This is a genomic window from Pseudoalteromonas aliena SW19 (genome assembly GCF_014905615.1).
Lineage (GTDB): Bacteria > Pseudomonadota > Gammaproteobacteria > Enterobacterales > Alteromonadaceae > Pseudoalteromonas > Pseudoalteromonas aliena.
Genome location: NZ_AQGU01000025.1, coordinates 52975 through 72871 on the forward strand (window position 1 = coordinate 52975; position 19897 = coordinate 72871).

Below are 19897 nucleotides of genomic sequence, written 5' to 3' on the forward strand. Positions count from 1 at the left end.
AAGAAAGATATGATTGATAAAGCAATAATCGAACAGCTAAAAAAGGATGTTGGCAACGAATTAGCCGTTGAGCTATTAAAAACGTTTGTCAACGAATCAAAAAAAACAGTGGCTATCCTAATTAGCGAAAATGAGCGTAGTGAAATAGAAATGAGTGCTCATAGTCTTAAAAGCAGCTGTTACAGTTTCGGTGCATCAGATTTAGGTGATACGTGTAAACAGATTGAAGCGCTAGTTAAAGTAGAACATTCTCAAAAAGATCTAAACACCTTATTAAAAACAGCCGATGAGCAAAGTAAAGTTACCTTCAAAAAACTAGCAACGATTATTGAAAACATTCAAATTTGAGTATTAAGCTGAATTGGCATTTTAAGTAATGCCGAAAAAACATTTTCCAGCTCATTAATATCATGCAAATGTTCTTTGGATTGCATTATCTGTTTACCGTCATGTAAAATTTCCTCAATTGCGCTAGGGGGGATACTTAAATCGTAAATTTTTACCCCTAGCTGTGCTTGTAACCAGTCTATTCCTGCTGTGCGTGTATGTTTCATGACGCTATTTTCTGTTTGTGTATTTTCGATAAAAATACGACACGCAGATGTTTGTTCAATAGCGATTAATATTTCGTTTACTAAAAAAGCGGGCATAACGCTTGTAATAATACTGCCAGGACCAATTATTATTAAATCTGCCGCTAAAATAGCATCAACGCACCCAGGCGCTGCAGGCACATTTTTAGATAAATAGACTTCTTTAGGTAAAGTATTGAGTGCATCTATTGCACATTCTCCAAACACTTCTTCGCTATTATCAAGCTTAGCAACGAGATCGGTGGGGACTTCGGTCATTGGCAAAATGGTTTCAGAATTACCTAACATCGCATTAAAGTAAGCAATAGCCTGTGTGGGTGACTTTGTGATTTCTGTTAAGCCAAGTAGGGTTAAATTGCCTAAGCAATGTCCATCTAATGGGCCTTGAGTGAAACGATGCTCGTAAATTGAGCTAAGCGCAGAATCTTCTCCTGCAAGTTGTAAGCAACATCGTCTAATATCACCAAGCGCGATACAGTCTTGAGACGCCCTTATCTTTCCTGTACTTCCACCATTATCTGTTGTTGCAACGATTGCAGTTAAACTACTACACATTGGTTTAATAGCGCTTAAAACTTGCGCTAATCCATGGCCACCACCTATGCACACTATTTTCATTATTATGCCTTTGTGTTTTATTTAGTCTGCCTTTTAGTAAGCATGAAACATTCCAAAAAGATAAGTTGATTAACGTAATGATTTATAGTGATTTTTATCCTATATTAAATCAAGTACAGAAATATTAAGCTCGCTTTTTGCAAAACGCGATGCATTTTGATGAGGAAAACAGTTATGGGACATACCGAGCAGCTCTCTATGTCTGAGTTACAAACGTACTTAATGGATTTTGCACATTGTGAAGACGAGAGTGATGTATTCCAACTATTGGCCTCTTTATTACAAGACAAGCTGGAATTTGAAGACTGTATTGTTTTAAATAGATATAAAGATCGTTACTACGAGACAATTGCAGCGACAAATGCTGTATTTCATGCTGAGTCATGGCCTGAATGCCAGTTATTTTCAGAAGCACTCGAAAAAGGGTGTGTTCTTTCTAAATGTCCACTTCAAGAACTAGAATTCGCGCTTTTAAACTGTATTGATAAGGTGAGCCTTAAAAATTCGCTGGTAATAAGTATTGATTCTGTAGGAGGGCAGGGCTTATTTATATTCACTAATGTGGGCATTTCAAATTGTCATAATATTTTAAATACCGCCACAATGAAAATACTACTACAGCAAGTCTATTTTACGTTTATTAATCAAGTTAAATTACAAAAACAAACACTTAAATCACTGTCAATGATCAATAAGTTCACTACGTTATCGACTCTTTTTAAAGAGCTAGGGACCGAGTGGTTTTGGCGTTCAGACTCTTCAATGTTATTTAAAAGCGTTAATAATATTGAAACAGTTGGTAATATTTATACTGAAAAGTTTGTTGGTAATAGCATCGAGAGTTTGATTACTAAAAGTGAACAACTTAATGTTGATAAATGGCGTGATTTTAATCAAATAATCGAAAACCAAGAGGATTTCTATAATTTTGAATTTGAGGTGACCTCAGTCCAGGACTTTTGGGTATCTTTTAGTGGGAAACCTCAATTTGATGAACAAGGATATTTTGCAGGTTATTTGGGGCTTGCTAAAAACATAACAGTGTCGAAGGAGAGAGAAGCTGCTCTTCAAGCTGAAAAATTAAAAGCTGAAGACGCGAGTAAAACTAAATCAAAATTTTTGAGTGTGATGTCCCATGAGATAAGAACACCTATTCACGCTGTAATGGGCATGATAGAGCTACTACTTGATACTAAGCTGACTCCAGAGCAACAACAGCTAGTTAACTATGCAAACTCAAGTACCGAAATACTCTATGGTTTAATTACTGATGTACTCGATTTTTCTAAGATAGAATCTGGCACCGTGTCATTTATTAGTAAACCATTTAATATTAAGCTCTTAAGTGAAAATATAGTGGGTCAGCTTAATATTATTGAAAAGTCGGATGATATCCTTTTTACAACTAACATTGATGAGAATATTCCTAAATATGTTGTGGGTGATGAATACAGGTTAGGGCAAATACTTTTTAACGTGATTGGCAATGCATTTAAGTTTACTAAGCATGGCCAGATTACTTTGAATGTTAATCTTTTTAATGAGCAACTAATTTTTGACGTCAAAGATTCAGGTATTGGTATTGCAAAAAAAAATCTAGAACTAATATTTCAACCTTTTAGTCAAGTAAACGACAGTATTAACCGAAAGAGCGAAGGTGTGGGCTTAGGCTTAAGTATTTCAAAAAACTTACTTGAACTGATGGGCGGTGAAATAACCCTTGAGACTCAACTTGGGCTGGGAAGTAAATTTACTATTAGCATCCCGTTTAAAGAGGCTAAAGACAGCGAAAACACACATAGCGTAATACAAAAACAAGCGTCGTTATCGATTTTAGTTGCCGAAGACAATAAAACTAATCAAGTACTAATTAAAGCCTATTTAGAAAAACTAAACCATAAAGTAACGCTTGCTAATGAGGGACGCGAAGCAATTGAGTTATTCAAACGTAAAAAGTTTGACCTTGTGTTAATGGATATAATGATGCCTATCATGGATGGTTTATCTGCTGCAGAATATATTCGAGATGAATTGATTAGCGACATACCAATTTATGCCTTAACAGCAAATGCAGAGAAAGATAATAAAGCGTCTTGTTTTAAAGTAGGTATGAATAAAGTATTAACAAAGCCAATTAAATTTCAAGCGTTACAAGAGGCACTATCTGGTGTCTATCCAAGAGGATAAACTAAAAATTGATATATTCAAAGGAGCCTGCAATATTCTCTGTATAATATCTGAGCTATTTTAGAGCGCTTTAAACGAAGTCCTAAGGAGTTTTATAGAAGCCGCGCGTTTAATCTTGGATTGTTCTTATGTGTGCTCATCTGCAAAAAGTTGCTCAATTAGTTCAAGAATCATTGAAAATGGTCGGATCAACGATTGTATCTATTGAGAGTAATAACTGATTTAGAAACGAATTAATGAAAGCTATTCTTCACGAGCTAAATTTCAGTAATCCAGCGGCAATCACTGACCATTGGAACGGGCAATAAAGAGTAGGTAGTGCTTTTTCTTTGGATTTATTATTACTTTGAATTGGTACGACTGAGTGGGTTTTAATCACTGACCCTTGGACCGGGTGATCAAGAGTGGGTAGTGCTTTTCTTTGATTTTTTATTATTTTGAATTGGTACGACTGAGTGGATTCGAACCACTGACTCTTGGAGCGGGTGATCAAGAGTGGGTGATCAAGAGTGGGTAGTGCTTTTCTTTGATTTTTTATTATTTTGAATTGGTACGACCGAGTGGATTCGAACCACCGACCTCTACCATGTCAAGGTAGCGCTCTAACCAGCTGAGCTACGGTCGTACAATTTTTTTAGGATTCTTAAATGTTGGTACGACTGAGTGGATTCGAACCACTGACTCTTGGAGCGGGTGATCAAGAGTAGGTAGTGCTTTTTCCTTCAGATATACTTTTATTTAACTTAAATGTTGGTACGACTGAGTGGATTCGAACCACCGACCCCTACCATGTCAAGGTAGTGCTCTAACCAACTGAGCTACAGTCGTATTACTATTTAAGTAAGTTGCTAATTACTTAACAACGGCCGCTAATATATAGCGTGGCGGATGGTGAATCAAGCAAGTTTATCGTTTTTACGTTTATTTGCCGTTTTTTTATTCATATTGGACTGATTTCACACGTTTTATAAAATTTTTGCCACCAAACCACGTGATCTACTGCGGAGTTTTTTAATTGATTTAATAAATTATTAGGTGAATCATCTTTAAGTAAATTATTAATTTGCTTACTGGTTACGGTTTCTTCAAACCAAAGCTGGTTGTAAAGCGGTTGTAATACCTCAAGGTATCCGGTGAGTTGTGCTTGGTAGGGTTGAATGTGTGTTAAGTAATATTTTTGAAATACATTGCTCATTATTTTAGCTTCTTTTTTATTTTTACCTGTTGGGCAAATGTGGTCGAAGCTTATTGTTTTTATAAACTGAGTTGCGCTGTTATTAAGTACTATTTGTTGCCTAGCGGATTGAATAAGTGCTTGATTAAATCTGTATTTGTTAAGTTGCTCTAATGCATTAAATAAACTATCAGTTTTAATTTCACTAAATTGTTGAGATTTGATGTGTTTTTTTATAGCAACAAGCTGTGTAAGCGCCTCAACGGTGTCGCTAAATCCTGCTGGGTGTGTTGAAAGCTCATTAGATGTAAGTAACCAAGTCAGATTGAGCTCAGGTTCTTTAAATAACATGCTATTAAAGTAATTGATTAGATGTGTTTGTTTTTGATTTTTAGCATCATTTATTTTTTTATAAGTGGAGGTATTATCATCAAGCGTATTTAAGCAATTATCAGCGCTTTGAATAAAATTTATTTGATACTTTAATTGGCTCGCCGCCGTGGCTGTTTTTCCAAGTTGATTATTGTGCTCGCTTATAAGCACATTAAGTTCGCAGTGGGTAAGTCCTGCAAGTTCAACAATGCTTACGGTAATTTTATCCTCTCTGACGGTCGTCGGTTGTATGAGTTTAAGTTGTTCAAGCGGTGTTGCTGAAATCGAGGAGGTGTTGAGGGTACTGCTTAAGCGCGCAGTGTAGGTATTATTTATTGAGCTCGGTGCTTTGCTGCAATTTACAAGTACAAAAGCACTCACTAGCAGCAACATAACGGCTGGTAGTGAGCGTTTAATTGTTAATTTACTCAGTAATGAATGGTTCACGTTTAAAGCGCTTATTTACTGTGAGCATCAACAATACAGCGGCAACGGTTAGCCCGACTATTATTCCGACCCAAAAACCGTGTGGCCCCATTGCTGGCACTATTATATCTGTTCTTGCCAATACGTAACCTAAGCTAAAGCCGATTAACCAATACGATATAAAAGTGATATACGAAATAGGCGCTGTGTATTTTAAACCACGTAATATACCGTTTGCGGCTACTTGCAGAGCATCAGGTAGTTGATAAACACAGGCTAAAATCATGATAGAGGTAGCAAGGGCAATTACTTCGGGACTATCTGTGTACAACTGGCTAATTAAATCACGACCTGTAAATGTAATAAGTGCTAAAAACAGTGCGATAACAATTGCTAAAATATAGCTGGTCGACACGGCGACTCTTAATTGCTTTAAATGATTTTGACCATATAAATTACCAATACGAATACTAATAGCGATAGAAAGGCTTAGCGGCATCATAAACAATAATGTAGTTACACTGGCTGCTATTTGATGACCAGATACAGCTACAGCGCCTAAATGCGCTATAAATAGAGGGATACAAGCAAACAAGGTTACTTCAAAAAAGGTAGCTAATGAAATTGGAATACCTAATTTTGTAATAGTAGCAATGGTGGTTAAATTTGGTTTTTCAAATGGAGTAAGCAGGCTTTTAGCATCTACTTTTTTACTTAGTTGGCAGTAAGTGACTTGTGCTATAGCCATAACCGTTAAAACAATGGCTGTTGCAATACCACAACCTGCGCCGCCGTAGGCAGGTAAGCCAAATAACCCATTTATAAAAATATAATTTACCGGAATATTTACCGTTAAACCCAGCAAGCTTATGTAAAAAGCGGGTTTGGTCATACCCATGCCTTCGGTCATGTTTCTGTAAGTGGTAAAAATTAAAAAGCCGAACACACCCCATTTAACAAAATGAATGTAGTCAAAAGCAAGGCTTGCAATTGCAGGGCTGGTATCGAGCCTTAATATAATCATGTCGGCTAAATAAGTGATACCGAACCCCGCAGCACTTAATAGTAGGGTTAAATAAAGGGCTTGTTGAAAATAATGGCTAATACCTTTTTTGTCATTCGCGCCTGCACACTGGGCAATGATACCGGTGAGCGCTAATAAAATGCCTTGTAATGCAAGCAATAAAGGATTCCAAATACCTGTGGCGATAGACAGCGCCGCTAAATCTGTAGGACTTACTTGGCCGGCCATAATTGTGTCGACCACCGACATTAAAACAAGGGTAACTTGAGCTAAAAAAACAGGAAGAGCAAGAGAGAGTAAGCGCTTGGCTTCCCAATTACAAAAGGTCATAAAAACAGCTATTAAGTAAAACAGGCCGCAATTGTAATCTATTGTGTTTCAAATAAAAATCACAGTAGTGAATGATTTTATAAGTTGATACGTTAAACTATCACTTTGTAATAATTTAAAGTGATTTTATGTTTACAGGAATAGTGCAAACACAAGCAACAGTGGTTTCTAAAACGCAAACCGACGGCGTTTTACGGTTAGTTATATCGGTAAGCGATGAATACGTTAAGCATCTAGATTTAGGCGCAAGCATTGCTATAAATGGCTGTTGCTTAACTGTTGTGCAAGTTGAGCTAGGTAATCATGACGTGGTCGCGCAAGTACATTTTGATGTTATTGACGAAACGCTCAAGTTAACCAACCTAGGCTTGCTTGAGCTGGGAAGTTTAGTTAACTTCGAACGCTCAGTAACGTTTGGTACTGAGCTTGGTGGACATATTGTGTCTGGGCATATTCATTGTACGTCAAATATATCTCAAATAGTTAAGCTTGAGAACAACTGTAAAATTCAACTGAGTTTGCCAAAAGAGTGGCAAAAATATGTGTTGTATAAAGGTTTTGTATCTATAAATGGCGCAAGTTTAACGGTGGGTGAGGTTGACGAACAAGGCTTTTGGTTACACCTAATACCTGAAACACTCGCTATTACTAATATTGGTGCAGCGCAAGTGGGTGATAAGCTAAATATTGAAGTTGATCAGCAAACTTACACTATTGTAAATACGGTAGAAAACTACTTACGCCATCAGAGTTAGATTTATACTAGAATATTTGTTCGTCGTCGCTGTCTACATGTAACTCTAATTTATTATTAGCATGATCTATATGCATATTTAAATGAATTGGGTTACAGCAGGCAGCGCAATCTTCAATGTAGTCCTGATCGCCCATGCTTGCGTCTAGATCTAAATGAATGTGGTGTCCACAGTGTGGACAAGCGATTCGTTGTGATAAAAAGTTTTTCATAATCACTCCAATTACAGATAGCTTAAGCAGAGTTTGAAATTTATTTTATTCTAACCATGGCTTAATGACGTAAAACTGAACTCCTTAGAACCCTTTAAATATAGTCTGTTTGGCGTGTTATGACAGTTTATTTACACCTATTGCATAAGCTTTTCTATATGTTGTTTAGCTTCAGTAAGATAGTGACCAGCAAAAATATTGGCGTGATTTAAAATTGGATACAACTGGTAAACTAATTTACGTTTATGATAATTTTTTGAAAGAGGGTATTGCTGATCATAGGCGGCATAAAAATCGTCAGGTAGTGGAGCAAATAGCTCACTCATTGCAATATCGACTTCCCGATCACCATAATAACATGCAGGATTAAATAGGCTGGGCATTGTGCTTACAAAGCCCATATTACCTCGCCAAAAGTCACCATGCAGTAGCGATGGTGTTACATGATGACTATGAAGCTGCTCTTTTACAGTATTTATTAAGCGCTCGGGTTCAATAAAACGAATACCTTTTTCAGCGAGTAGCTGCAGTTGCCAGCCAATACGTTCTTCGGCATAAAACACATCCCATTTTTTATGCCATCTATTGGGTTGTACTGTGGTTGCTAAGTAATTATCAACATCAAAACCGAACATTGCTTGATCGTGTTTTTGGTGCATATAAGCGAGGTTTTTCCCCATATCATTCCATGTTGAGTGGGGCTGTTGATCAAGCTTTTGCCATTGCGTAACAATAAACGAGAACTCTATGTTTGCACCCGTTACAATACAGTCAGGAATTATAAAATGGCTATTTTGCGCGAGAAGCTTTAAACCAATAGATTCACTTTCTAATCGGTCAAGTTCACTTTTTAGCGCTATTTTCACTAAAAAATTATGCGTATCGTTGGTAAGATGAAATAGTTTGTCTGTATTGGTGCTTTGTAATTGGCGCTTATAGGTGTGTTTGAAGTCATCATTAATGGCAATACTGATGTGCTCGTTGACTGTTTTCCACATAACAATCGCTCGTCTTTTGAACAGATACTTAAACTATGGCAAAAAGGGATTAATTTAACAATCTAAACGTTGTAAAATTAATAGCTAACTGCATAAAAATTGCACTTAATTAAATGGAGTAAAAATGAACAAAAGTTTAATAACCAATTTGCTAGCGGGTTTATTTGTTGTTGCGGGTTTTATACTCGATCAAGCAATTGTGTTATCTGTTGGTTTATTTGCACTTTCGGGCGCGGTAACTAATTTATTAGCTATTCATATGTTGTTTGAAAAAGTCCCTTTTTTATATGGATCCGGCGTAATCGCGCTTAAGTTTGAAAGCTTTAAAAGTGCCATAAGAAACTTAATATTAACGGAGTTTTTTTCAGAGCAAAAAATTAATAATCTACTAAATAAAGCACAGCCAAATATCGACTTTGAACCCATAATCAGTCATGTTGATTTAAATCCGGCATTCGACAATTTGTTAGAGGTAATAGAGCAATCTCAGTTTGGGAGCATGCTTAGCATGTTTGGCGGTACTGCTGCAATAGAACCAATGCGTGAAAAGTTCATTGAAAAAATGCAACTATCGCTTGGTGAAATATCTCAAACTGACAACTTTAAAGCCCTTGTTACCCAAACGCTTTCGCAAGGTAATAGCGCAGAAGGTTTACACAATACAGTGCTTAAATTAGTGGATGAGCGATTAGATGAGCTAACCCCTAAAATGGTTAAAGAGATTATTCAAACCATGATCCGCGAGCACCTAGGCTGGCTTGTCGTGTGGGGCGGTGTGTTTGGTGGGTTATTTGGTTTAATCGCGGCCGTGATTTAAGCACAGGCTGAGCTATCAAATAATGCTATTAAAAGTATTTTATAGCTACAAATACCAATTTTGTTAAAAACATCATCATTCTATCGCATTAAATAGCGCCCTCACTGCGTTAAAAATTATTCGTGTAGAATAACTACACGTCATAATTCTCGCCTTATTATTGCGCTATTTTCTTAGCGCAGTAATAGATCACTAATTTAATGCAATTGGTATAACTTATTTTTTCAGACTGTTATTATCGCCCCCATAATTTAGTCGTGTTTTTTAGGAGTAACGGTGAGTAAAACGTTAGCCAGCTATTATCAACAAGCGTATGCCTGTGATCAGCAACATTTTAACCAGTGTTTTTATTGTGGCTGTGAAGCAACAGAGCGCGATCATTGTCCGCCCCTGCATATGCTGCAAAGCATTGTTGATTTAGGCGAGGAGGCTGATTTTATATCCATTCCTGCCTGTTATGAGTGTCATGCACTTTTACATAACGAAAGGTTAATGACCATTGACGAGCGCTTTACTAAAATGAAAAAAAAGCTTGCCACTAAATACGCTAAACCACTGCGTGTTTATAATATGTGGGAGGAAAGCGAGCTTGGCGACATGAGCGATGAGTTTGCCCATAGTATTCAAGCTGGTATGAAATTAGGCAAAGAAGCGGCAGAGCGTTTGGCTTTTACTGGTTTTAGCTATGCGACAGAAGATGCCAAGGTGGCAGTACGAGAAAAAACAAAAGAGTTTGATGTAGAAGGTATGATATTTACCGACTTTAAAGAAGCATTAAATTACTGCATCAATGATTTAAACGTACAGAAAAGTGATTTTTATAAGATCTTGGTTGAAGACTACCAAGGCGATTTTAATAAAGCACTGAGCCAGTATCGTCATCGCCATGACAAAGTCACGGCAGCTAAAGATGGTAATACACTTATTAAAGATTTTTCTAAATTGCACAAGCAAAATTCTGATTTTGTAACACGTACGGTTAAGCATTTTATTGCTAAAGATCCGTCGCTTACAACCGAAGGAGCGCTTGAAAAGCTGTATAACAATTATATAAAAAAATAATCACAGAAATTCACCTTAATTAACTGCGTTTTCACCTGTTTTTTTGGCTTTATGGTTTAGCTTTCGTTAAAGTAGCAAAAAAACAGGAGAATCAAACAACATGCAAAAATTTGCTCCCTCTTTATTAGCAGTTGGCTTAGCCGCTGCACTTGTAGGTTGCCAAGAAAACGGCCCGCAAGACGATAAAATAACAATCAATAAAAACCCTTATCCAAGTACTTATCAGCCAGTTGCTACATCAAGCACATTAATTACCAATGCAACCGTACTAACAGGTACTGGTGAGCGTTTAGATGATGCTGATGTATTGCTTGTTGGCGGTAAAGTACAACAAGTAGGTAAAGATTTAACTGCCACTGCTGATATTACAATTGATGCGCAAGGCAAGTGGGTAACACCAGGTATTATTGATGTACATTCACACTTAGGTGCATACCCAAGCCCGTCGGTTGAGTCGCATCAAGATGGTAATGAAATGACCAGTCCTAACACTGCTGAAGTGTGGGTTGAGCATTCTGTTTGGCCACAAGATCCAGGTTTTAATCGTGCACGCGAAGGCGGTATTACATCACTGCAAATTTTACCTGGCTCAGCTAATTTATTTGGTGGACGAGGGGTTACACTTAAAAACGTACCATCGCATACTATGCAAGGTATGAAATTTCCTGATGCGCCATATGGTTTAAAAATGGCGTGTGGCGAAAATCCAAAACGTGTTTATGGTCGTCAAGGCGTATTACCTTCAACGCGTATGGGTAACATGGCTGGCTATCGCATGGCGTGGGCTGAAGCGAGTGAGTATAAGCGCGCATGGGATAAATACGATGCCGATTATGAAGCCGGTTTAAATCCAGACGCTCCAATGCGTGATATTAAACACGATACCCTGCGCGGCGTGCTTGAAGGTGAAGTACGTATTCACAACCATTGTTATAAAGCTGAAGAAATGGCAATGATGATTGACCTATCAAAAGAGTTTAATTATCACGCAGGCACTTTTCATCACGGTATTGAAGCATATAAAATTGCTGACTTACTTGCCCAAAATGGCTCGTGTGCTGCACTTTGGCCAGACTGGTGGGGCTTTAAAATGGAAGCCTACGACATGGTTCAAGAGAATGTTGCCATTGTTGATGCGGTTAAGAACTCGTGTGCAGTTGTCCATTCAGATTCTGACACAACGATCCAGCGCTTAAACCAAGAGGCCGGCAAAGTTATGTTCCGTGCTAACGAAAACGGTTTTGATATTTCTGAGCAACACGCGATTAAATGGATCACGGCTAACGCTGCTAAGTCACTAGGTATAGATGACAAAACAGGATCGCTTGAAGCGGGTAAGCAAGGCGATGTTGTTATATGGAATCAAAGCCCGTTTAGTGTTTATGCTAAAGCTGAACAAGTGTTTGTTGATGGTGCAAAAGTTTACGATAGAAACGACAGCGCTTTTCAAGCAACAAGTGATTTTATGTTAGGTCAACAATAAGGAGCTCCCAGAATGAAAAATTTATCACGTTCGTTTTCGCTTTCTCTGGTTGCTGCCGGATTACTGGCATCAGGTGCTGTAAGCGCACAATCGTTAGCAATTATTAACGCAACATTGCACACGTCTACCGAGCAAGGTGTACTAAAGTCGGCAAGCATTGTTATGACGGATGGCAAAATCACCGCGATTAATCCAAGCGAAATTAACGCTGACACAATTATTGACGCAAAAGGTCAAATTGTAACGCCAGGCTTTATTGCAAGTGCAAATCAGCTAGGGCTTGTGGAAGTTGGCGCTGTTGCCGGTTCGCGCGATGCTGGCGATGACAAAGCTGATATTGACTTTGATGTGAGCCTTGCTTTCAATCCACATTCGAGCTTAATTCCTTATGCACGCAAAGGCGGTATTACACGCGATGTTATTACTCCGCATGGTGGTGATAGCATTTTTGCAGGTCTTGCAAGTGTGGTTGATTTAAGTGGCAGTTTTGATAGCAACATGCAAAAACAGGCTGCTTTAATTGTGTACTTAGGTGAACGAAGTAAAGGCTCTCGTGCATTTACATTACAGACGCTTATTAATAAATTAGATGAACACAAAACCAAGGCAAGCAAAAAAGCTAAAAAAGACGACGATAAGCCAAGTACGGAAGATAAAGTAATGGCTAAAGTCCTTAGCGGCAAAATGCCATTAGTTGTAGGCGTTTCTCGTGCAGCAGATATTGTTGAGCTTATTAAAGTAAAAGAGCAATTTGGTATTAATCTAGTACTTAATGGCGCACAAGATGCGGTTGTTGTTAAAGAGCGTGTTGCAAAAGCAAATATTCCAGTAATTATTAGCGCAATGGATAGCTTACCAGCAAGTTTTGATTCACTTCATGCTAGTTTATATAATGCAGGCATACTTGAAAAAGCAGGCGTTAAAGTATTATTAACGGTAGGTGGCGATGCAAGTCACAACATGTATCAATTACGTTTTGATGCGGGCAATGCCGTATCGTACGGTATGAGCCAACAAGGTGCGTTAAAAGCGGTTACATCAAACGTTGCTGATGTGTTTGGTATAAATGCAGGTAGCCTTGAAGTAGGTAAAGCCGCTGATGTAGTTATGTGGAGTAACGACCCGTTTGAACTGAGTAGCCACGTGAGCAAAATGTTTATTAATGGTGAAGAGATCTCTACACAATCTCGCCAAGATAAACTGCGTGACCGTTATACGACTGATTCTAAAATGCCACGTGCATACACTAAATAACTAATATATCTTAACTATTGAAAGGCCGCTATTTTATAAATAGCGGCCTTTTTGTTTGTAAAATTTAGACAAAAAAGCCGCTTACTTTTACAAGTAAGCGGCTTTTAAGTTTAAACCAATATTTATACTAATTTAGCAAGAATATCGTTAAATGTAGTGCTTGGACGCATTGCTTTAAAGGCCGCATCATCGTTAGGCTGGAAGTAACCACCTAAATCAACTGCAGGGCCTTGCGCATCGTTAAGCTCACTTACTATTTGCTCTTTGTTAGACTCAAGGTCGCTAGCAATTTGCGTAAACTGTGCTTTAAGTTCACTATCATCATTTTGCTTAGCAAGTTCTTGTGCCCAGAACAAAGATAGGAAGAAATGAGAACCACGGTTATCAATTTCTTTCACTTTACGTGAAGGAGACTTGTTTTCTGCTAAGAAAGTACCTGTTGCTTTATCTAGTGTATCAGCAAGCACTTGTGCCTTGTTGTTACCCGTAGTTACGCTTAGGTGCTCAAGTGATGCAGCAAGTGCTAAAAATTCACCTAAAGAATCCCAACGTAAGTGGTTTTCTTTTTCGAATTGTTGAACATGCTTAGGTGCAGAACCACCTGCGCCAGTTTCAAATAAGCCACCGCCGTTCATAAGTGGAACAATTGAAAGCATTTTAGCACTCGTACCCAACTCTAAAATTGGGAATAAATCGGTAAGGTAATCGCGTAACACGTTACCTGTTACAGAAATGGTGTCTTTACCTTCTTTAATACGCGCTAATGAGAACAATGTTGCTTCAAGCGGTGCTAAAATTTGAATCTCTAGGCCAGATGTATCGTGATCTGCTAGGTATTTATTTACTTTTTTGATTAGCTGCGAATCATGTGCACGATTTTCGTCTAACCAAAAAATAGCTGGAACGCCTGTTGCGCGTGCACGGTTCACTGCAAGCTTAACCCAATCTTGAATTGGTGCGTCTTTAACCTGACACATACGCCAGATATCGCCTTGCTCAACACTGTGTTCAAGTAATGTATTGCCATTTGCATCAACAACACGGATAGAACCGTTTGCTTTAGCTTCAAACGTTTTATCGTGTGAACCGTATTCTTCCGCTTTTTGAGCCATCAGGCCAACGTTTGGCACGCTACCCATTGTAGTTGGATCAAACGCGCCATTTTCTTTACAAAAATCAATAGTTGCTTGGTAAACACTAGAGTAACAACGATCTGGAATTACAAAGCTGGTGTCTTGTAATTTACCATCGTTATTCCACATTTGACCGCTTGAACGGATTGCAGCAGGCATAGAGGCATCAATGATCACGTCACTTGGTACGTGTAGGTTTGTAATACCACGATCGGAGTCAACCATAGCAATAGCAGGGCGGTTAGCGTAAACAGCTTGAATGTCTGCTTCAATTTCTTCGCGTTGAGCATCGTCTAATGTTTGAATTTTAGAATATACATCGCCTAAACCATTATTTACATCAACACCAAGCTCTTCAAAAAGCTCACCGTGTTTAGCAAATACATCTTTGTAGAATACTTTAACAGCGTGACCAAAGATGATTGGATCAGATACTTTCATCATTGTCGCTTTCATATGAAGCGAGAATAAAACACCTTTTTCTTTAGCAGCATCAATTTCAGCCGCTAAAAAAGCTTGAAGCTTAGAAGCACTGATACTTGATGCATCAATAACTTCGCCAGCTAAAAGAGGTGTGCTTTGTTTAAGTACAGTAACGTCGCCGTTCGTTGCAACATATTCAATACGCACATCTGTTGCAGCATCAACAGTCACTGATTGCTCAGAACCAAAAAAGTCACCGTCGCTCATGCTTGCAACGTAAGACTGAGAATCTTTGCTCCACGCACCCATTGAATGTGGGTTGTTACGTGCATATTCTTTTACAGAACCTGGCGCGCGACGATCTGAGTTACCTTCACGTAATACTGGGTTTACTGCACTGCCTTTAATTTTGTCGTAAGCAGCTTGAATTGCTTTTTCTTCATCATTTTTAGGTTCAACAGGGTATTCTGGAAGCGCGTAACCTTTTGCTTGAAGCTCTTTAATTACAGCGCGAAGCTGTGGTACAGATGCACTGATATTTGGTAATTTGATGATGTTCGCTTGTGGTGTTTTAGCTAGCTCGCCAAGTTCAGCAAGTGCATCACCAATGCGTTGTTCTTGTGTTAAATAATCAGGGAAGCTAGCAATTACACGACCTGCTAATGAAATGTCGCGAGTTTCAACTTCAACACCCGCCGCATTTGTATATGCTTGGATGATCGGTAGCAACGAATAAGTTGCTAGTGCCGGCGCTTCGTCCGTTTTTGTATAGATAATTTTTGATGTCATCATCATTCCTAGATAGTCGACCTTAAAGGCCTTATTCAACAATGCAAAGAAAGTCATTACTTTTTCAATACCACAATTATTAAACGTCTAATAAAAAGGGCATTTAAGTAATGAATAGTTTGTTAGGTGTTGGTACTCATAATTGCTTTTTTATAAAGCGAATAGTCACACCTGACCAACTGATACGATATTTATAGCTAAAAAAGCAATAAAAACAAATTAGCCTTTAGCATAAGCTGCGCTTTGTACTAAATGGCCTGCTTAATTGTTATGTTTATATGTTGTTTTGAGCCCCAAGAGTGTAACAAGCTTGAATAAAAAGGGCTAGGTCTTGAAACTGCGAGTATGTATATAAACAGATCTCAGTTAGAACATTGGGGTATATAAAATAAATTCAAGTAAAAGGGTTGAATTTACACAGAATGAGGCAATTAATAGAGGTAGAAGAAATGAGATGAGTGTGGGTAAGGGAATTAAGCGAGGATCTTAGATAGGTCACTCGCTTTAGTCGAAAGAATTACAGTTACACAATAATGTCGCCATCAGGGGCAATATTGGTAGCGTGTAAGCCCTTAGGGCCTTGTTCTAATTCGAAAGTTACATCTTGACCAGCTTTAAGTGTTTTATAACCGTCCATTACAATTGTTGAATAATGGGCGAAAATATCATTCTCACAGCCGTCTTCTACGATGAAACCAAAACCTTTAGCGTTGTTAAACCATTTAACTTTACCGCAAGCCATACTTCTACATCCTTCAATAAGTTGACTAATTTAGTTAATCTAAATTGTATAATTTGCTAGACTGATTAAGGTTTAATCAATCTAAGGTTGACTGTAGTTTATTTAGACAGTCAGTCAAGTTTTTTGAGTTATTTATTTAACATTTAATTTATTTTTTATTCAAGTTTGCTTGAGTTACAAAGACAAGACTATATTTACTTATGAGTGGAATGAAAGATTCAGGTGTAATAGACACCGTTCGCGATAGTGAAAAGCAAAAGCTACAGCCACCGCGAAAATACAAAGTTGTTTTAAATAACGACGACTACACGCCGATGGACTTTGTGATAGAAGTTTTAACGACGTTTTTTAATATGGATAGCGATAGAGCAACTGACGTGATGCTTCAAGTTCACGAAAAAGGTAAAGGCATTTGTGGTGTTTATAGCGCCGATGTGGCCCACACCAAAGCCGAACAAGTTAACCGCTATGCGCGTGATAACGAGCATCCACTGCTTTGTAGTTGTGAGCAGGAATAAATACCAATTTTATTAAAAGCATGACCATTTTAGCGGATTAAATAACTTATTAACTTCGTTAAAAATTATACATATAGAACAATTATATTTGTAATTTTTGCCTTATTACTAAGCTATTTCCTTAGCGCTATAACAGGCCACTAATTTAATGCAATTGGTATAAATACCGATTAGGGTGATCAATCATCCGATTGTTGTGGTATAAATTATTATCTCAGTAAGGGGTTGCCAATGCTAAACAAAGACTTAGAACTTACTTTAAATGCCGCGTTTCGTGAAGCGCGCACTCGTCGTCATGAGTTTATGACCGTAGAGCACCTTTTACTTGCGCTATTAGACAATCCTTCAGCGGGAGAGGCTTTAAATGCGTGTGGTGTTCATATTTCAGGGCTAAAAACCGAATTACTTGAATTTATCGATGAAACAACACCTGTCATTCCTGATTTAGAAGAAGAGCGTGAAACCCAGCCTACGCTTGGTTTTCAGCGTGTACTACAGCGTGCAGTATTTCATGTGCAATCGTCAGGTAAAAACGAAGTCACAGGCGTAAACGTACTGGTTGCTATTTTTTCTGAACAGGAAAGCCAAGCGGTTTATTTACTCAAAAAGAATGACGTATCGCGTTTAGACATTGTTAACTTTATTTCGCATGGTATTTCTAAAGCGGATGATGAGTTAGGTGATGACACCGATGATATTCATGAAGAAGTACAAGAAGTTCAAAACGAAGAAGCAAGCAAGCTAGATAGCTTTACGACCAACTTAAACGCCCAAGCGCGCGATGGTAATATTGACCCTCTCATTGGGCGCGATAGCGAAGTAGAGCGCACGGTACAAGTATTGTGCCGTCGCAAAAAGAACAACCCATTACTGGTTGGTGAAGCCGGTGTTGGTAAAACAGCCATTGCTGAAGGCTTGGCGTATCGCATTGTCAATAAGCAAGTACCTGAAGTGATTGCTGATGCTGTTGTGTATTCATTGGATATGGGCGCATTACTTGCGGGCACTAAATACCGTGGCGATTTTGAAAAACGCTTTAAAAGTCTACTAAAAGAGCTGCAAGCGCAACCAGGCTCTATTTTGTTTATTGATGAAATCCATACCATTATTGGTGCAGGCGCAGCATCGGGCGGCGTTATGGATGCCTCCAATTTACTTAAACCGCTACTCTCTAGTGGTAAATTACGTTGTATGGGTTCGACAACGTATAACGAGTACAAAAATATTTTTGAGAAAGACCGCGCGTTAGTACGCCGCTTTCAAAAAATTGATGTACTTGAACCAAGTGTTGCCGATACCACTAAAATCCTTAATGGTTTAAAAGAGCGTTACGAAGAGCACCATGGTATTCGTTATACTCAAAAAGCGTTAAAAGCGGCTGCTGAATTAAGCGCAAAATACATTAATGAACGCCATTTGCCTGATAAAGCCATTGACGTTATTGATGAAGCGGGTGCCAGTCAGCGGCTGCAGCCTAGTTCTAAACGCAAAAAAACCATTGGTGTGGCAGACATTGAGCTTATTATTTCTAAAATGGCACGTATTCCACCGCAAAGTGTATCGTCTACAGACAAAGAAACGCTTAAAAATCTAGACCGTAACCTTAAAATGCTGGTGTTTGGTCAAGATCAATCTATTGATGCGCTTACATCTGCTATCCGTTTATCTCGTTCTGGCTTATCGAGTGAAGAAAAACCCGTAGGTTCGTTCTTATTTGCAGGGCCCACTGGAGTAGGTAAAACAGAAGTCACTAAGCAATTGGCTAAGTGTATGGGTGTTGAGTTTATCCGTTTTGATATGTCGGAATATGTTGAACGCCACGCAATAAGCCGTTTAATTGGTGCACCACCAGGTTACGTTGGTTTTGAGCAAGGTGGTTTATTAACTGAAGCCGTTATTAAAAACCCGCATGCAGTTGTTCTTCTTGATGAGATTGAAAAAGCGCATCCTGATATTTACAACATCCTGCTACAGGTAATGGATCACGGTACATTAACCGATAATAACGGTCGTAAGGCTGACTTTAGAAACGTCGTGGTGGTAATGACGACCAATGCGGGCGTGCAAGAAACCACGCGTAAGTCGATTGGCTTTAGTGAGCAAGATCATACTCACGATGCAATGGGCGAAATTAATAAAGTATTCTCGCCAGAATTTAGAAATCGCTTAGATAATATTATTTGGTTTAACCACCTTGAACGTGATGTTATTTTACTTGTTGTAGATAAATTCATTGTGGAGCTTCAAGCGCAGCTTGATAAAAAATCGGTTAACCTTGAGCTTACTTCTAAAGCACGAGAATGGCTGGCAGATAAAGGCTACGACAAAGCAATGGGTGCACGTCCAATGGCACGTGTTATTCAAGAAGAGCTTAAAAAGCAATTAGCTAACGAAATACTCTTTGGTGAACTTGTTGATGGCGGTACGGTAAAAATATCGGTTAAAGATAAGAAAATTCGCTTTGATTATGAAAGCAATTTAACACCGGCTTAGTCACACCCTTTTTGCTCTGTTAAAATTAGTTCAAAAATAAAATGGCCCACTAAACTAATAGTGGGCCATTTTTTATCGCTATATTTTTACGAGCAACAAAAAACCCAGCACAAAGCTGGGTTTTTTGTTTATTAAATGTAATTGCTGGTTAGTATCCATCAATTACATTTAATAAACGCTTAAAGCTAGTTAAATACTAGCCAAAAACTAAATCTCGTTTACGCACTTACTTAGCGAGCACGGAATACGATACGGCCTTTCGATAAATCGTAAGGCGTCATTTCTACCGTTACTTTATCGCCGGTTAAAATACGGATATAGTTTTTGCGCATTTTGCCTGAAATGTGAGCCACAACTACGTGACCATTTTCTAGCTCAACTCGGAACATTGTATTTGGTAAAGTATCAAGGACAGTCCCTTGCATTTCGATTACGTCTTCTTTCGCCATGTTTAGCGTAACACCTCTTTAATAGTTAAACGATGCAGATTTTGCC

The 19897-nt window shown here is 38.4% G+C and carries 17 protein-coding genes and 2 tRNA genes; 9 read left to right on the forward strand and 10 right to left on the reverse strand.

All coding sequences use genetic code 11. From position 1 onward, the window contains the following. The first annotated feature begins 9 nt into the window (after positions 1-9). Positions 10-348 (forward strand): Hpt domain-containing protein, encoded by a 339-nt coding sequence (locus PALI_RS05805; RefSeq protein ID WP_193155221.1) that lies wholly within the window; start codon positions 10-12, stop codon positions 346-348. Here the strand turns inward: PALI_RS05805 and PALI_RS05810 are convergent. Continuing rightward, complete coding sequence (locus PALI_RS05810) at positions 339-1211, reverse strand: gluconeogenesis factor YvcK family protein (RefSeq protein WP_193155222.1); 873 nt, start codon at positions 1209-1211, stop codon at positions 339-341. The genes PALI_RS05805 and PALI_RS05810 overlap by 10 nt on opposite strands. Positions 1212-1385: 174 nt before the next feature. Between PALI_RS05810 and PALI_RS05815 the strand changes: the two genes are divergently transcribed. Then, a complete protein-coding gene (locus PALI_RS05815) occupies positions 1386-3398 on the forward strand; it encodes an ATP-binding protein (RefSeq protein WP_193155223.1) in 2013 nt (670 codons plus the stop codon). A 548-nt stretch (positions 3399-3946) separates the two neighbouring features. Here PALI_RS05815 and PALI_RS05820 read toward each other — a convergent pair. From PALI_RS05820 to PALI_RS05835, 4 genes are all read right to left on the reverse strand, one after another. Further along, positions 3947-4023: transfer RNA gene (locus tag PALI_RS05820), tRNA-Val, on the reverse strand. A 126-nt stretch (positions 4024-4149) separates the two neighbouring features. Further along, a tRNA-Val gene (locus PALI_RS05825) sits at positions 4150-4226 on the reverse strand. A gap of 112 nt (positions 4227-4338) precedes the next feature. Next, the gene (locus PALI_RS05830) at positions 4339-5391 is read right to left on the reverse strand and encodes a DUF3080 family protein (RefSeq protein ID WP_193155224.1); all 1053 of its coding nucleotides are present in this window, start codon (positions 5389-5391) and stop codon (positions 4339-4341) included. Further along, a complete protein-coding gene (locus tag PALI_RS05835; RefSeq protein ID WP_193155225.1) occupies positions 5369-6724 on the reverse strand; it encodes an MATE family efflux transporter in 1356 nt (451 codons plus the stop codon). Before PALI_RS05835 ends, PALI_RS05830 begins: the two co-directional genes overlap by 23 nt. 128 nt (positions 6725-6852) lie before the next feature. On the opposite strand from PALI_RS05835, the gene PALI_RS05840 reads away from it, so the two are divergent. Further along, complete coding sequence (locus PALI_RS05840) at positions 6853-7479, forward strand: riboflavin synthase subunit alpha (RefSeq protein WP_193155226.1); 627 nt, start codon at positions 6853-6855, stop codon at positions 7477-7479. A gap of 7 nt (positions 7480-7486) precedes the next feature. Here the strand turns inward: PALI_RS05840 and PALI_RS05845 are convergent, their stop codons facing one another. Together PALI_RS05845 and PALI_RS05850 are read right to left on the reverse strand one after the other, a co-directional pair. After that, entirely contained in the window at positions 7487-7690 is a 204-nt protein-coding gene (locus tag PALI_RS05845) for a CPXCG motif-containing cysteine-rich protein (RefSeq protein ID WP_077537721.1), read from the reverse strand. A gap of 137 nt (positions 7691-7827) precedes the next feature. Then, a complete protein-coding gene (locus tag PALI_RS05850; protein ID WP_193155227.1) occupies positions 7828-8688 on the reverse strand; it encodes a fructosamine kinase family protein in 861 nt (286 codons plus the stop codon). 124 nt (positions 8689-8812) lie between these two features. Here PALI_RS05850 and PALI_RS05855 point away from each other — a divergent pair, with 124 nt between their 5' ends. The 4 genes from PALI_RS05855 (at position 8813) to PALI_RS05870 (ending at position 13304) form a co-directional block, all read left to right on the forward strand. Next, a complete protein-coding gene (locus tag PALI_RS05855; RefSeq protein ID WP_193155228.1) occupies positions 8813-9505 on the forward strand; it encodes a DUF445 domain-containing protein in 693 nt (230 codons plus the stop codon). A 276-nt stretch (positions 9506-9781) separates the two neighbouring features. Then, positions 9782-10567: a hypothetical protein gene (locus tag PALI_RS05860; protein ID WP_193155229.1), complete on the forward strand. Its 786-nt coding sequence runs from the start codon at positions 9782-9784 to the stop codon at positions 10565-10567. Positions 10568-10667: 100 nt separating this feature from the next. Beyond that, complete coding sequence (locus PALI_RS05865) at positions 10668-12050, forward strand: amidohydrolase (RefSeq protein WP_077537725.1); 1383 nt, start codon at positions 10668-10670, stop codon at positions 12048-12050. Between the two features lie 12 nt (positions 12051-12062). Further along, the gene (locus PALI_RS05870; protein ID WP_193155230.1) at positions 12063-13304 is read left to right on the forward strand and encodes an amidohydrolase family protein; all 1242 of its coding nucleotides are present in this window, start codon (positions 12063-12065) and stop codon (positions 13302-13304) included. 122 nt (positions 13305-13426) lie between these two features. On the opposite strand, the gene PALI_RS05875 is transcribed toward PALI_RS05870, so the two are convergent. Continuing rightward, positions 13427-15649: an NADP-dependent isocitrate dehydrogenase gene (locus tag PALI_RS05875; protein WP_193155889.1), complete on the reverse strand. Its 2223-nt coding sequence runs from the start codon at positions 15647-15649 to the stop codon at positions 13427-13429. A 523-nt stretch (positions 15650-16172) separates the two neighbouring features. Then, entirely contained in the window at positions 16173-16391 is a 219-nt protein-coding gene (cspD, locus tag PALI_RS05880; protein WP_077537728.1) for a cold shock domain-containing protein CspD, read from the reverse strand. A gap of 209 nt (positions 16392-16600) precedes the next feature. Here cspD and clpS point away from each other — a divergent pair, with 209 nt between their 5' ends. Then, on the forward strand, positions 16601-16909 hold the full coding sequence (clpS, locus tag PALI_RS05885) for an ATP-dependent Clp protease adapter ClpS (protein ID WP_007585109.1): 309 nt from the start codon (positions 16601-16603) through the stop codon (positions 16907-16909). Positions 16910-17140: 231 nt separating this feature from the next. Continuing rightward, on the forward strand, positions 17141-19402 hold the full coding sequence (gene clpA, locus PALI_RS05890) for an ATP-dependent Clp protease ATP-binding subunit ClpA (protein ID WP_077537729.1): 2262 nt from the start codon (positions 17141-17143) through the stop codon (positions 19400-19402). A 230-nt stretch (positions 19403-19632) separates the two neighbouring features. Here clpA and infA read toward each other — a convergent pair whose 3' ends face one another. Next, positions 19633-19851, reverse strand: coding sequence for a translation initiation factor IF-1 (gene infA / locus PALI_RS05895; protein ID WP_002962494.1), 219 nt, complete (start codon positions 19849-19851; stop codon positions 19633-19635). Between the last annotated feature and the right edge of the window lie 46 nt (positions 19852-19897).

What these genes read in the sequence shown, in the direction of transcription:
- PALI_RS05805 (WP_193155221.1), top strand. Translation starts at nt 10, where the DNA reads ATGATTGATAAAGCAATAATCGAACAGCTAAAAAAGGATGTTGGCAAC.
- PALI_RS05810 (WP_193155222.1), bottom strand. Translation starts at nt 1,211, where the DNA reads ATGAAAATAGTGTGCATAGGTGGTGGCCATGGATTAGCGCAAGTTTTA.
- PALI_RS05815 (WP_193155223.1), top strand. Translation starts at nt 1,386, where the DNA reads ATGGGACATACCGAGCAGCTCTCTATGTCTGAGTTACAAACGTACTTA.
- PALI_RS05835 (WP_193155225.1), bottom strand. Translation starts at nt 6,724, where the DNA reads ATGACCTTTTGTAATTGGGAAGCCAAGCGCTTACTCTCTCTTGCTCTT.
- PALI_RS05840 (WP_193155226.1), top strand. Translation starts at nt 6,853, where the DNA reads ATGTTTACAGGAATAGTGCAAACACAAGCAACAGTGGTTTCTAAAACG.
- PALI_RS05845 (WP_077537721.1), bottom strand. Translation starts at nt 7,690, where the DNA reads ATGAAAAACTTTTTATCACAACGAATCGCTTGTCCACACTGTGGACAC.
- PALI_RS05850 (WP_193155227.1), bottom strand. Translation starts at nt 8,688, where the DNA reads ATGTGGAAAACAGTCAACGAGCACATCAGTATTGCCATTAATGATGAC.
- PALI_RS05855 (WP_193155228.1), top strand. Translation starts at nt 8,813, where the DNA reads ATGAACAAAAGTTTAATAACCAATTTGCTAGCGGGTTTATTTGTTGTT.
- PALI_RS05865 (WP_077537725.1), top strand. Translation starts at nt 10,668, where the DNA reads ATGCAAAAATTTGCTCCCTCTTTATTAGCAGTTGGCTTAGCCGCTGCA.
- PALI_RS05870 (WP_193155230.1), top strand. Translation starts at nt 12,063, where the DNA reads ATGAAAAATTTATCACGTTCGTTTTCGCTTTCTCTGGTTGCTGCCGGA.
- PALI_RS05875 (WP_193155889.1), bottom strand. Translation starts at nt 15,649, where the DNA reads ATGACATCAAAAATTATCTATACAAAAACGGACGAAGCGCCGGCACTA.
- cspD (WP_077537728.1), bottom strand. Translation starts at nt 16,391, where the DNA reads ATGGCTTGCGGTAAAGTTAAATGGTTTAACAACGCTAAAGGTTTTGGT.
- clpS (WP_007585109.1), top strand. Translation starts at nt 16,601, where the DNA reads ATGAAAGATTCAGGTGTAATAGACACCGTTCGCGATAGTGAAAAGCAA.
- clpA (WP_077537729.1), top strand. Translation starts at nt 17,141, where the DNA reads ATGCTAAACAAAGACTTAGAACTTACTTTAAATGCCGCGTTTCGTGAA.
- infA (WP_002962494.1), bottom strand. Translation starts at nt 19,851, where the DNA reads ATGGCGAAAGAAGACGTAATCGAAATGCAAGGGACTGTCCTTGATACT.